The sequence below is a fragment of the Flexivirga sp. YIM B11880 genome, from assembly GCF_058148645.1.
Genome location: NZ_JBMAMH010000014.1, coordinates 26,298 through 39,235, shown reverse-complemented (window position 1 = coordinate 39,235; position 12,938 = coordinate 26,298). Strand labels below are relative to the sequence as shown.

At 69.9% G+C, this 12,938-nt stretch carries 14 protein-coding genes; 12 read left to right on the top strand and 2 right to left on the bottom strand.

The annotated features are described in order from the left end of the window. The first annotated feature begins 30 nt into the window (after positions 1–30). The 6 genes from alr to tsaD all read left to right on the top strand — a co-directional run bounded on the left by alr (position 31) and on the right by tsaD (position 4,913). Complete coding sequence (alr, locus tag ACN8HC_RS16620) at positions 31–1,179, top strand: alanine racemase (RefSeq protein ID WP_490075958.1); 1,149 nt, start codon at positions 31–33, stop codon at positions 1,177–1,179. Beyond that, positions 1,176–2,240: an alpha/beta fold hydrolase gene (locus ACN8HC_RS16615; RefSeq protein ID WP_490075957.1), complete on the top strand. Its 1,065-nt coding sequence runs from the start codon at positions 1,176–1,178 to the stop codon at positions 2,238–2,240. The genes alr and ACN8HC_RS16615 overlap by 4 nt, the downstream gene beginning before the upstream one ends. Positions 2,241–2,305: 65 nt before the next feature. After that, positions 2,306–2,710 (top strand): tRNA (adenosine(37)-N6)-threonylcarbamoyltransferase complex ATPase subunit type 1 TsaE, encoded by a 405-nt coding sequence (gene tsaE / locus ACN8HC_RS16610; protein WP_490075998.1) that lies wholly within the window; start codon positions 2,306–2,308, stop codon positions 2,708–2,710. Positions 2,711–2,738: 28 nt separating this feature from the next. Then, positions 2,739–3,416, top strand: coding sequence for a tRNA (adenosine(37)-N6)-threonylcarbamoyltransferase complex dimerization subunit type 1 TsaB (gene tsaB / locus ACN8HC_RS16605; RefSeq protein WP_490075956.1), 678 nt, complete (start codon positions 2,739–2,741; stop codon positions 3,414–3,416). Further along, positions 3,413–3,874 (top strand): ribosomal protein S18-alanine N-acetyltransferase, encoded by a 462-nt coding sequence (gene rimI / locus ACN8HC_RS16600; RefSeq protein WP_490075955.1) that lies wholly within the window; start codon positions 3,413–3,415, stop codon positions 3,872–3,874. Before tsaB ends, rimI begins: the two co-directional genes overlap by 4 nt. Next, positions 3,867–4,913 (top strand): tRNA (adenosine(37)-N6)-threonylcarbamoyltransferase complex transferase subunit TsaD, encoded by a 1,047-nt coding sequence (tsaD, locus tag ACN8HC_RS16595; protein ID WP_490075954.1) that lies wholly within the window; start codon positions 3,867–3,869, stop codon positions 4,911–4,913. Before rimI ends, tsaD begins: the two co-directional genes overlap by 8 nt. 2 nt (positions 4,914–4,915) lie before the next feature. On the opposite strand, the gene ACN8HC_RS16590 is transcribed toward tsaD, so the two are convergent. Then, a complete protein-coding gene (locus ACN8HC_RS16590) occupies positions 4,916–5,953 on the bottom strand; it encodes a glycoside hydrolase family 3 N-terminal domain-containing protein (RefSeq protein WP_490075953.1) in 1,038 nt (345 codons plus the stop codon). On the opposite strand from ACN8HC_RS16590, the gene ACN8HC_RS16585 reads away from it, so the two are divergent. Further along, positions 5,943–6,185, top strand: a complete 243-nt coding sequence (locus ACN8HC_RS16585; RefSeq protein ID WP_490075952.1) for a hypothetical protein — start codon at positions 5,943–5,945, stop codon at positions 6,183–6,185. The two genes, ACN8HC_RS16590 and ACN8HC_RS16585, sit on opposite strands and share 11 nt — an antisense overlap. 90 nt (positions 6,186–6,275) lie before the next feature. Here the strand turns inward: ACN8HC_RS16585 and ACN8HC_RS16580 are convergent, their stop codons facing one another. Then, entirely contained in the window at positions 6,276–7,502 is a 1,227-nt protein-coding gene (locus tag ACN8HC_RS16580) for a THUMP-like domain-containing protein (protein ID WP_490075951.1), read from the bottom strand. 17 nt (positions 7,503–7,519) lie between these two features. On the opposite strand from ACN8HC_RS16580, the gene ACN8HC_RS16575 reads away from it, so the two are divergent. The 5 genes from ACN8HC_RS16575 to groL all read left to right on the top strand — a co-directional run bounded on the left by ACN8HC_RS16575 (position 7,520) and on the right by groL (position 12,776). Next, the gene (locus tag ACN8HC_RS16575) at positions 7,520–8,848 is read left to right on the top strand and encodes a TrkH family potassium uptake protein (protein ID WP_490075950.1); all 1,329 of its coding nucleotides are present in this window, start codon (positions 7,520–7,522) and stop codon (positions 8,846–8,848) included. Then, positions 8,838–9,521, top strand: a complete 684-nt coding sequence (locus ACN8HC_RS16570) for a potassium channel family protein (RefSeq protein WP_490075949.1) — start codon at positions 8,838–8,840, stop codon at positions 9,519–9,521. The genes ACN8HC_RS16575 and ACN8HC_RS16570 overlap by 11 nt, the downstream gene beginning before the upstream one ends. Positions 9,522–9,577: 56 nt before the next feature. Next, a complete protein-coding gene (locus ACN8HC_RS16565) occupies positions 9,578–10,558 on the top strand; it encodes a ribose-phosphate diphosphokinase (RefSeq protein ID WP_490075948.1) in 981 nt (326 codons plus the stop codon). 212 nt (positions 10,559–10,770) lie between these two features. Beyond that, on the top strand, positions 10,771–11,067 hold the full coding sequence (gene groES, locus ACN8HC_RS16560) for a co-chaperone GroES (protein WP_440282148.1): 297 nt from the start codon (positions 10,771–10,773) through the stop codon (positions 11,065–11,067). A 98-nt stretch (positions 11,068–11,165) separates the two neighbouring features. Continuing rightward, positions 11,166–12,776, top strand: coding sequence for a chaperonin GroEL (gene groL, locus ACN8HC_RS16555; RefSeq protein WP_490075947.1), 1,611 nt, complete (start codon positions 11,166–11,168; stop codon positions 12,774–12,776). Positions 12,777–12,938: the final 162 nt, after the last annotated feature.

Genomic DNA, 12,938 nt, shown 5'->3' with positions numbered 1-12,938 from the left:
GCACTTCCGGTGAGTGCCAGACTGACCCCTGTGACTGACCAGACTCAGGTGTTCGCCCCTGCGCGGGTGACCGTCGACCTCGACGCGATCACGCACAACGTCGAGGTGCTGCAACGGTATGCCGGCAACGCGGCCGTCATGGCCGTCGTCAAGGGCGACGCCTACGGCCACGGGCTGGTGCCCGGTGCCCGCGCCGCGCTCCGCGGAGGCGCCGACTGGCTGGGCGTCGCGCAGCTGCAGGAGGCGCTCGCGTTGCGGGCCGCCGGGGTCACCGCGCCGCTGCTCAGCTGGCTGCACGCGCCGGGGGTGGACTTCGCCGCCGCGGTCCGCGCCGGCATCGACCTCGGTGTGCCGGCGATCTGGGAGCTCGACGCGGTCGCGGCTGCCGCACGCGAGGTCGGCCGGACGGCGCGCGTGCACCTCAAGGTCGACACCGGTCTGGCTCGCAACGGCGCCTACGGCCCCGACTGGCCGGCTCTCGTCGACGCGGCGGCGCGTCATACGGCGGACGGAACGATCACCGTCGTAGGGGTTTTCACGCACTTCGCCTGCGCGGACACGCCGCACGACCCGACCGTGGAGGCGCAGCAGATCAGGTTCACCGACGCCGTCCGGGACTGCGAACGTGCCGGCTTCGCCCTCGAAGTGCGGCACATGTCCAACTCGGCCGCGACGCTCACCAGGCCGCAGGCCGCCTTCGACCTGGTCCGCCCGGGTCTGGCCGTCTACGGCCTGTCGCCGGTGCCCGACATCGGCGGACCGTCCCGCTTCGGTCTGGCCCCGGCGATGAAGGTGTCGGCCAACGTCACTGTCACCAAACGCGTTTCGCCCGGTCAGGGGGTGAGCTACGGACACACCTACGTGACGTCGCGGGAGACCACCCTCATCGACGTGCCGTGCGGGTACGCCGACGGTGTGCCGCGCGCGGCGTCCTCCGTCGGACCGGTGCTGGTCGGTGGCAAGCGCTGCACCGTGGCCGGCCGTCTGTGCATGGACCAGTTCGTCGTCGATGTCGGTGACCTGCCGGTGCAGGCCGGCGACGAGGTCGTGCTCTTCGGCAGCGGTGCCGAGGGCGAGCCGACGGCGCAGGACTGGGCGGAGGCCACCGGCACAATCAGCTACGAGATCGTGACCCGGATGAGTTCCCGGCTGCCGCGCGTCTACTTGGGCGGCAAATGACCTCGCGCAACAAAGGACTCATCGGCGTCGGCGTCGGACTCGCGGCTGCAGGGGTCGCGACCGCCGCCGGGTTGGCGACCGACCGCATCCTGCGGGCGCGCCGTGCCGAGGTCGCGGCATCGGCGCCGGTCGACACCGACGAGCTGGACACCTCAGGCTCGGTCGTCGTCGCCGACGACGGCGTGCCGCTCTACGTCGAGATCGACGACTGCGACGCGCCGACGGCCACCGTGGTATTCACCCACGGCTATGCGCACAACGGTGGCTTGTGGGCCCGCCAGCGGGAGGCCGTGCACGACGCCGGCTATCGCGCCGTCACCTGGGACCTGCGCGGGCACGGCCGGTCGGGTGAGGGTGACGACTCGTCATACACGATCGCGCAACTGGGCCGCGACCTGGCGACCGTCGTCGAGCACACGACACCGGACGGCCCGATCGTGCTGGTCGGACACTCGATGGGCGGCATGGCGATCATGGCGCTCGCCGAAGAGCGGCCGCAGCTGATGCGCGAGCGGGTCGTCGGTGTCGCACTGATCAGCACCAGCGCCGGCGGGCTCGCCGAGGTCAACTACGGGCTGGGCAAGCAGCTCGGCGGCGTCGTGCACCGGCTCGGGCCGGCGGCCGTGAGCCGCGCCGGCCGGCGGCAGGACCTCTTCGACAGCGCCCGGCTGATCGGCCGGAACGTCGAATCCGCTCTCGTGCATCGTTATTCGTTCGGCGGACCGGTGTCCAAGGCGGTGATCCGCGAGGTCGCCGAGATGATCTTCGCCACCAAGCTGCACGTCATCGGGGCGTTCCTGCCGACGCTGATGGAACACGACCGCCGTGCGGTCATCGCTTCGTTCACGGGCATCGAGACGCTGATCCTGCACGGCAGCCGGGACCGGATCACGCCGGTCGGTCATGCCGAGGAGCTGGCGCAGGCGCTCCCCGGCGCCGAGCTGGTCGTCGTCGAGAACACCGGCCACGTGCTGCCGCTGGAGGACCCAGAGCTCGTCACGCGGGAACTGCTCGCCTTCCTCGGCCGCACCGCGCGCTCCGTCGGAGGGTCGCCGTCGTGACGACCGCCCACGTGACACTGGAGTCGGCTGACCACACGCACGCGTGGGGTGCGCGGCTGGGCTCGATGCTGCAGGCGGGTGACCTGGTGGTGCTGACCGGCGGCCTCGGAGCCGGCAAGACCACGCTGACGCAGGGCATCGCCGAGGGCCTGCGCGTGCGTGGACCGATCACGTCGCCGACCTTCGTCATCTCGCGGATCCACCCGTCACTGGCCGACGGCCCGGCGCTGGTGCACGTCGACGCCTATCGGCTCGGGGGAGCGGAGGAGCTGGACGACCTGGACCTGGACGCGGACATCGCGGTCTCGGTCACCGTCGTTGAGTGGGGTGCCGGTATGGCGGAGGCGCTCGCCGCCGAGCACCTCGAGATCGTGCTCGACGCCGACGCGAGCGGTGAGCGCAGGCAGCTCACCCTGCTGCCGAGCGGGGCACGCTTCGAGCACCTGGTGGAACGCCTCTGCCGTCAGTGACGCGAGGAGGCCGCCGTACCCTTGTGCGGTGCTGTTGCTCGCTCTGGACACCGCCACGTCGGCCGTGACCGTCGCCCTCCACGACGGGGACCGGGTCATCGCGGAGGAGTCATTGGTCGACTCCCGGCGTCACGCCGAAACGCTGACGCCGATGATCGCGTCGGTCGTCGCATCGGCCGGCCGCCGGCCCGCCGACCTCACTGGCGTCGCTGTCGGAGTGGGTCCCGGGCCGTTCACCGGGCTGCGCGTCGGGCTCGCGACGGCCGTGACGCTCGGACTGACGCTCGATATCCCGGTGCACGGGGTGTGCAGCCTCGACGCGCTCGCCCACGTGGTCGCCGAAGGCGAGGGTGCGCCGTCGGAGTTCGTGGTGGCGACCGATGCGCGGCGCAAGGAGGTCTACTGGGCTCGTTACCGGGTGACCGCCGCAGCCGCAGAACGCATTTCGGGTATTCCGCAGGTCTCGCGCCCGGTCGAGCTCCCCGAGGACATCCGCGCGCTGCCCGCCGCGGGCCGGGGTCCGCTCCTCTACCCGGACTGTTTCGCAGCCGCCCTCGAGCCGCTCGACGTGCCCGCCGGGGGGCTCGCGTCATACACCGTCCGGGAACTGCGCCTGGGCCACCAGCTGCTGCCGGTGCAGCCGCTCTATCTGCGGCAACCGGACGCGAAGCCGTCGGCCGGACCGAAGTCGGTGCTGGCCCGATGACAGTGCAGCTGCGCGAGCTGGAGTGGCCGGATCTGCCCGAGGTCACCGCGCTCGATGAGCGGATCTACGGACGAGATGCCTGGTCGCCGCAGTCCTGGTGGGCGGAACTCGCCGGGCGACCGCGACGCAGCTACACGGTCGCAACCGACGACGGCGCGATCGTCGGCTACGGCGGGATCGACAACGCCGGTGCGACCGCGGACGTCATGACGATCGCCGTCGACCCGGCGCACCAGGGTCACGGCATCGGCCGGCGGCTGCTGGACCACCTGACCGGCCAGGCCCGTGCCGCCGGTGCCGAAGCGCTGCTGCTCGAAGTGCGCGCCGACAACGAGCCGGCGCAGAACCTTTACCTGACAGCGGGTTTCGAGCGCATCCAGACCCGCCGCAACTACTACCGGCCGGACAACGTCGACGCGCACATCATGCGCGCGAACCTGAAAGAAGCCCATGAGTGAGCCGCTGATCCTCGGAGTCGAGAGCTCGTGTGACGAGACAGGTGTGGCGTTCGTGCGTGGCAACACCCTGCTCGGCGACGTCGTGGCCAGCAGCGTCGAGCAGCACGCCCGCTTCGGTGGCGTGGTGCCCGAAGTGGCCAGCCGCGCGCACCTCGAGGAGCTCATTCCCACCATCACGCGAGCCTGTCAGGAGGCCGGCCACCGGCTGGCCGACATCGACGCGGTGGCAGTCACCTCCGGCCCCGGCCTCGCCGGCGCGCTGATGGTCGGCGTGGCGTCGGCGAAGGCGCTCGCCTGGTCGCTCGACAAGCCCCTGTATGGCGTCAACCATCTCGCTGCGCATGTGTGCGCGGATGTGCTCGACCACGGCCCGCTGCCGGAACCGACTGTGGCGCTTCTCGTTTCGGGCGGTCACACCAACCTGTTGCTGGTGCGCGACATCGCCTCGGACGTGGTGGAGCTCGGCAGCACCATCGACGACGCCGCGGGGGAGGCGTTCGACAAGGTCGCGCGTGTGCTCGGCCTGCCGTATCCGGGTGGCCCGCACATCGAGCGCGCGGCTGCCGACGGAGAGGCGTCCGCCATACATTTCCCGAGGGGGTTGACCTCCCGCAAGGACCTGGAGCGGCACCGCTTCGACTACTCCTTCTCCGGCCTGAAGACCGCCGTCGTTCGCTGGGTGCAGGAGCGCGAGGCAGCCGGTGAACCGGTGCCGGTCGCGGACGTCGCGGCCAGCTTCAACGAAGCTGTCGCGGACGTGCTGACGCGCAAGGCGATCGACGCGTGTCGGGAGTACGGCGTGCGCGATCTGCAGATCGGCGGCGGTGTCACCGCGAACAGCCGACTGCGGGCGATGGCGCAGGAGCGCTGCGCGGCCGCGGGCATCAGCCTCCGGGTCCCGCGGGTCCGGCTGTGCACCGACAACGGCGCGATGGTCGCAGCGCTCGGCTCTCAGATGGTGCAGCGCGGATTGGCACCGAGCTCACTTGATCTCCCAGCAGATTCGTCGATGCCGGTCAGCCAGGTCAAGGCGAGCTGACGTCAGCAGCTGAGCAGGCCCAGTTTCTGCTTGAGGGTCAGCACCCGCATCGTCGACGTCGTCAGCTTCGCGGCGAAGCCCGTGTCCGACCGTGCCCTGGTCAGCAGCGCGCTGATCATCGGTCCGGCGTCCGCGGCTCGTCCGGTGAGCACGATGTCGCCGCCGGCGGCGACGAAGCGGACTGCGCGCTCACCAACGGGAATCCCTGCCACAGCAACGGCATTCATGTCATCGGTGATGACGACGCCGTGCCAGCCCAGTTTCCCGCGCAGCAGACCGGTGATGATCTTCGACGAGAACGTCGCCGGGCCGGACGGGTCCAGCTTCGCGTAACGAGCGGAACTGATCATGACCGCCGCCGCCCCGGCCTTCGTCCCCGCCGTGAACGGACGGAGATAGGGATCCGTCGCGGTCGTCACCGGGTCCGTGGTTCCGACGCTGGTGTAGTCGGTGTTGCCGGTGATACGACCGAGGCCGGGGAAGTGTTTGAGGGTCGCACCGACGCCGCCCGCATCCAGCCCATGCACCACGTCGTGGACCGCGGTCGCCACGGTCGCCGGGTCGTGCCCGTACTCCCGGTCGAACCGGCCGATCGGTGCGTTGGCGGAGGACATCGCCGCGGGCACCGTGTCCGCGACGGGCGCCAGATTCAGATTGACCCCGGCGGTCTTCAGGTGGCGGCCGATCATCGTCGCGTATGCCGTGCGCCTCGCGCTGCTCATCGTCCCCTGCCGCAGCGCAGAGACGAGCGAGGTGAAGCCGGTGCCGCGCAACTGCTGCACGGCGCCGCCCTCCTGATCGGCGGCGATCAACAGTCCGACGCCGCCCGTCGCCGACGAATCGGCCTGCTCCTGCAGATGATCCGAGGTTTCCCGGATGCGCACCGCACCGGTCCAACCGCCCAGATAGATGACATTGCCGGCATGCCGAGCCGAGATGTCCGCGTCGACGGCGGTGACTGGAGCGCCTGCGTCCAGGCCAATCATCAGCAGCTGCCCGGCGCGCTGAGCGGGGGACAGGCGATCGTAGGTGCGCCGCACACACCGGCTGCCCGGAGCCGGCGGCGCCGAGGACGTGGCAGCGCCCGACGACATGGACGAAGCGGGGGATGCGGGGCGCGCGGCCGACGTCGACGACGAGGCCGACGTGGCCGACGTCGGCACGGAACTGCCGGATGCCGCACTGGCCGGCGTGGTCGAGGCAGCACCACCCGACGAGCAGCCGGCCACCGCTACGGAAGTCACGGCAGCCAGGGCAGCAGCACGCAGTTGAAGCACGTGGCGACCGTAACTCACGGCAACTCCCTCCTCCGTCGTGAGTTGTCGTTCGCCCTGTGTGTGTTCGGTCGCTCGCGGCGCTCGCTCACGGCAACGGCACGAGCATCAGGACCGCCTGCGCGCCGCCGATGCGGGTCACCAGGATCGTTCCCTCGGCATCACCCTTGAGCCGCAACTGCCGCCGCAGACCGTCCGGGTCGACCGACGCGCCCTTCTTCTTGATCGTCAGCCGACCGATGCCGTGGTCGCGGGCCCACGATCGCAATGCCTTCAGGTTGAACGGCATTGCGTCGGTCACGAGGTACTTCTTGGCCCACGGCACGACGACGTCCCGCGGCGAACTCACCATGCCGATCCCGGGGTCCAACTCGACACCATCGACCCGGCGCACGAGCGCGCCGCTCAGCCCGGCGCGGATGATCGCCCGGTCCGCCTCGTAGAGGTAGCCGTGCAGCCGGTCCAACCGAGCGGTGCGCGGTTCGGTGTCCTCGGCGTCGCGTTCGAGGACTTCGTAGGCGAACTGGTCGCTCACCACGAGCGCCGACCGCCCGACGTCCCACGCGGCGGCGTTCCACCACAGCACACACTCCACCACTTCGCCGTCGTATGACGTCCACTGCGCCTGGGTGCCGGGCGGCACCTGGCCGTGTGCGAGCGACGGGGACAACTTCACGCCGCCGGCGGCAGCGCGCGCACCGGTCTCCCGGACGAAGTCCCAGGACGGGGTCAGCTGGTCCAGCCGGAAGGTGCGCCGCGTGCGCCCCGCGATGTCGCCCACCCCCGGGGTGCGGCGCGCCGGGTCCAGCCAGACGGCCGCGTCCGGTGCGGTCAGCTGATCGGGCAGCCGGACTCGTTCGGCGAAGGCGCACCGAGCACCCGCGTGCGTCCACGGCCGCAGGTTGTAGTCGGCGACGCACGCCGTGACCTCGTCGGCGTCGACCGCCGCGACGCGCAACCTCGCGCCCGCGAAGGCACGCGCGTCCGCTCCGATGCCGCAGCCCAGGTCGTGCACCAACCGGATGCCGGAGTCGTCGAGCCGCCGTGCGTGCAACCGGGCGATCTGGTGGCGGGTGGCCTGCTCCAACCCGTCCGGTGTGAAGAGCATCTCGCGCGCCGCCGTGCCGAACTTCCGTTCCCCCCGGGCTCGCAGCCGCGACTGCGTGAGCGCGGCCGCCACGAGCTCCGGGTCGAATCCCTCGGCCCGCAGCCGGTCGGCCAGCACGAAGGCCTGCGCCTCGTCATACGGCGGCAAGGACGCGAGCAGTGCCGCGCCCTCGCCACTGATCAGCTTGGCAAGCAGTGCGGGCGTCATGCGGTTAAGTGTTCCGCATGAAGGCGTTCAGACTCGGCCCGGCGCGCATCGTCGTCGCGTTCTACGCGATCACGGTGACGGTGGGCACGGTGCTGCTCTCCTTGCCGATCGCGCACACCGAGCACGGGCATGCACAGTTCAGCACGTCGCTGTTCACAGCCGCCAGCGCCACCTGCATCACCGGAATGTCGCCGGTGGACGTGGCGACCTACTGGACGCCCTTCGGGCACGTGGTGATCCTGCTGCTGGTCCAAGCGGGCGGGCTCGGGATCGTCACCATGTCGGCCGGTCTGCTGCAGCTGGTGCACGGCCGGCTCGGGATCGAGGGGACGCTCGCCGCCCAGGCCGACTCCCACACCGACACGCCGGCGCACACGCGATCGATGATCCGGGTGATCGTCCGGTTCTACCTGATGCTCGAGGTCCTGCTGGCCGTCCTGCTCGCGCTGCGGCTGCACTTCGGGTATGGCGAGGGCGTCGGCCGCGCCGGCTGGCAGGGCGTCTTCCACTCGGTCTCGGCCGTCAACAACGCCGGCTTCACGCTCTACAGCGAGGGAGCGGTCCGGTTCGCCGGCGACCCGTGGGTGCTGGTCCTGTTGTGTGTCGCGGTGTTCGTCGGCGGCCTCGGCTATCCGGTGTGGTTCGAGCTGACCCGCCGGCGCCGCCCGAAGCAATGGTCGATGCACACCCGCCTCACCCTCTACGGGTCGGTCGTCCTCTTCACCGCCGGGCTGCTGGCCTTCCTGGCGTTCGAGTGGCGCAACCCGGACACGCTCGCGCAGCTCGGCACCACCGACAAGGTGTGGAACTCCGTGGCCGGAGCGGTCTTCCCGCGCACCGCCGGCTTCAACACGGTCGACTACGCCCAGGTGCGCCCGGAGACGATGGCGGTCAACTACGTGCTGATGTTCATCGGCGGCGGCAGTGCCGGCACGTCGGGCGGCATCAAGGTGTCGACCTTCTTCCTGCTCGGCGCGGTGATCATCTCGGAGATCCGCGGTGAGCCGCAGGCACGGGTCGGACATCGCGCCATACCCACCCCCGTGCAGCGGCAGGCCCTCACGGTGGCGCTGCTGGCGGTGGGCTGCGTGATGTCCGGGATGATCGCGATCCTGACGATCAGCGGCCAGCCGATGCAACTGGTGCTCTTCGAGACGATCTCCGCTTTCTCCACCACCGGGCTGAGCGCGAACCTGACCGGCGCGTTGCCCGTGGCGGCACAGATCGTGCTGATCGCTTTGATGTTCATCGGCCGAGTCGGCACGATGACCGTCGGCACCGCGCTCGCCACCCGGCGCAGGAAGCGGCGCTATCGACTACCGGAGGAGTGGCCCATTGTCGGTTAGCAGACCCCGTCCGACGCTGGACGCGCACACCGTGCTGGTCATCGGGCTCGGCAGGTTCGGGACCGCGGTCGCGAGCACCCTCACCGAACAGGGCTGGGACGTCCTCGCGGTGGACCAATCCGTCGAGCTCGTCCAGAAGTCGGCCGACGTCCTCACCCACGTGGTGCAGGCCGACAGCACCGACGTCGAGGCGCTGCGGCAGATCGGTGCCGGCGACTTCGAACGCGCGGTCGTCGCGATCGGGTCCAACCTGGAGGCGAGCATCCTGACCACCGCCAACCTCGCCGACCTCGGCGTCCCGAGCGTCTGGGCGAAGGCGATGACCACGCAGCACGCGCGCATCCTCGAGCGCATCGGCGCGCATCACGTGGTGCTGCCCGAGCGGGAGATGGGCAAGCGGATCGGCCGGCTGCTCGTCGGCTCGCTCACCGACTATTACGAGCTGGAGAGCGGCTTCGGCATCGGCCGGATGGCTGCCTCCGCGAGCTTCTCCGGGAAGTCGCTCACCGAGCTCAACCTGCGTGGCCGGTATGGCGTCACCGTGGTCGCCGTGAAGCACGCCGGCGGCGCCTCGTTCGAGGACGCCCGCCCGGAGACGGTCATCGGCAAGGGTGACCAGCTGGTGATCACCGGCTCGACCGAGCGGCTGCAGAAGTTCTCCGGCGGAGGGTAGCCGGACAGTAGGGTGGACCCACATCGAGTCTGCCGCCTCCGAAGGGTCTGCCGCCCGTGCGCGAGATCGTCGTCTTCTCCGGATCAGCCCACCCGGCCTTCGCCGACAGCATCTGCAACCATCTCGGCGTCCCAAGGTCGCATGTCGATCTCAAGCGCTTCAGCAATGACTGCCTGCAGGCGCAACTCCTGGCCAACTGCCGGCAGCGCGACGTCTACCTGGTGCAGCCGCTCGTGCCGCCGACACAGGACCACTTGATGGAGCTGCTGCTCATGATCGATGCGGCGCGCGGCGCGTCGGCCGAGCGCATCACTGCGGTCATCCCCTATTTCGCCTACGCCCGCTCGGACAAGAAGGACGCCTCGCGGATCTCGATCGGCGGGAAGCTGGTGGCCGACCTGCTCGCGACGGCCGGCGCGCACCGGGTGATCACGATGGCACTGCACGCCCCGCAGGTGCACGGCTTCTTCTCGATGCCGGTCGACCATTTGACCGCGATCGGCGTGCTGGCCGACCATTTCCGGGCCGGCGAACTGACCGACTCGGTGGTTGTGTCGCCGGACTTCGGCAATGCCAAGACCGCGACGCAGTTCGCCCGGTTGCTCGGCCTGCCCGTGGCGGCCGGCTCCAAGAAGCGAATCACCGACGAGAAGGTCGTCATCGACACCATCGTGGGCGACGTCGACGGCAAGCGGGCGATCGTCCTCGACGACGAGATCTCCACCGGTGGCTCGGTGGTCGAGTTGCTCGACCGGCTCGGCGAGCGCGGCTGCACCTCGGCCGACATCGCGTGCACCCACGGCCTCTTCGTGAACCGGGCCGTCGAGCGGCTGGCCGGACATCCGCTCATCGGTCACGTCGTCACCACCGATACCGTGCCTCGGCCACCCAACTGGCCTGCGCTGCAGGTCCGTTCGGTCTCCGCGCTCTTCGCGGAGGCGATCGCCCGGATCCACGCCGGGGAGTCGGTGAGCAGCCTGTTCGACGGGGTCGACCCCTCGCACGCACCGCCGCAGGCAACGCTGCCGCTCGGCTGACCGCCGCGACCGCCGCGCCGGTTTTGGCACTCGAGTTGCGCGAGTGCTAACGAACGCCTAGATTCGGTGCTGGCACTCTTCCTGGGACAGTGCCAACCGTGTTTCGTGGTCGACCCCCGCGACGGCGCCCACGACAGTCAACAGGTTGGCTCTCGACCGGGGCAAGCATCCGCGCCCGAGACATCGGGCCCTCTCAACAGGAAGGTCACACCGTGTCGGTGAACATCAAGCCGCTCGAGGACCGCATCGTCGTCAAGTCCGTCGAGGCCGAGCAGACCACCGCTTCCGGCCTGGTCATCCCGGACACCGCCAAGGAGAAGCCCCAGGAGGGCGAGGTCCTGGCCATCGGTCCGGGCCGCATCGACGACAACGGCCAGCGCGTCCCGCTCGACGTCGCAGTCGGCGACCGCGTCATCTACTCGAAGTACGGCGGCACCGAGGTGAAGTACTCCGGCGAGGAGCTGCTCATCCTCTCGGCCCGCGACGTGCTCGCGGTCGTGCAGAAGTAATTCCCCCACGCATTTGTGTATGACGAAGCCCCGGCTCGCTCTCATCTCGAGCGGGGCCGGGGCCTCGCCATACCGGACGAATTGACGAAAGGCCAACCATGGCAAAGGAACTGGAGTTCAACGACTCCGCACGCAAGGCGCTGGAGCGGGGCGTCGACGCGCTCGCCAACGCCGTCAAGGTGACGCTCGGCCCCAAGGGCCGCAACGTCGTCATCGACAAGAAGTGGGGCGCGCCGACCATCACCAACGACGGCGTCACGATCGCCCGCGAGATCGAGCTCGAGGACTCCTACGAGAACCTCGGCGCGCAGCTGGCCAAGGAAGTCGCCACCAAGACCAACGACATCGCCGGCGACGGCACCACCACCGCGACCGTGCTGGCCCAGGCGATGGTCAAGGAAGGCCTGCGCAACGTGGCGGCGGGCGCAGGTCCGGCCGCGCTGAAGCGCGGCATCGACCAAGCCGTGGACGCCATCAGCGAGCAGCTGCTCGCCAGCGCCCGCGAGCTGGAGGGCAAGGAAGAGATCTCCCAGGTCGCCGCGCTGTCCGCCCAGGACCAGACGATCGGTGGCCTGATCGCCGAGGCGTTCGACAAGGTCGGCAAGGACGGTGTCATCACCGTCGAGGAGTCCTCCACCGCCGAGACCGCGCTGGAGTTCACCGAGGGCATGCAGTTCGACAAGGGCTACATCTCGCCCTACTTCGTGTCGGACCCGGAGCGCATGGAAGCCGTCCTGGAGGACGCCTACGTGCTGATCAACCAGGGCAAGATCTCGGCGATCGCCGACATCCTGCCGCTGCTGGAGAAGGTCGTGCAGTCCGGCAAGCCGCTGCTGATCATCGCCGAGGACATCGAGGGCGAGGCTCTGTCTACCCTGGTCGTCAACAAGATCCGCGGCACGTTCAACGTCGTCGCCGTCAAGGCGCCCGGCTTCGGTGACCGCCGCAAGGCGATGCTGCAGGACATCGCCATCCTCACCGGTGGCCAGGTCATCGCCGAGGAAGTCGGCCTCAAGCTCGACCAGGTCGACCTCGACATGCTGGGCCAGGCCCGCCGTGTCGTCGTCACCAAGGACACCACCACGATCGTCGACGGCCAAGGCGACGCCGACGCGGTCAGCGGCCGGGTCAAGGAGCTCAAGGCCGAGATCGAGCGCACCGACTCCGACTGGGACCGCGAGAAGCTGCAGGAGCGGCTCGCCAAGCTGGCCGGTGGCGTCTGCGTCATCCAGGTCGGCGCCCACACCGAGGTGGAGCTGAAGGAGAAGAAGCACCGCATCGAGGACGCCATCTCGGCGACTCGTGCGGCCATCGAGGAGGGCATCGTCGCCGGCGGTGGCTCGGCGCTCGTGCACGCCGCGTCCGCGGTCGACAAGCTCGACCTGACCGGCGACGAGGCCACTGGTGCCGCGCTGATCGCCAAGGCGTCGGTCGAGCCGCTGCGCTGGATCGCCGAGAACGCCGGCTTCGAGGGCTACGTCGCGGTGTCGCGGGTCAAGGACGAGCCGGTCGGCAGCGGCCTCAACGCCGCGACCGGCGAATACGGCGACCTGGTCAAGCAGGGCGTCATCGACCCGGTCAAGGTCACCCGCTCCGCACTGCGCAACGCCGCGTCGATCGCGTCGATGGTCCTCACCACCGACACCCTCGTCGTGGACAAGAAGGAAGAGGAGCCCGAGGCCGGTCACGGCCACGGCCACGGCCACTGAGCCCTCCCGCCCTCTCGAGGACCCCGTCATACCCGCGCGGTATGACGGGGTCTTCTCGTCTCCCGCGCGGCGCCGACACGCCGCCAGATGCGACCGAGTCGCAGCTCGGCGGTTTTTCCGGGTGGTCGGGCGTGGCGGCGCCCGACGTCATACCCTGGCAGC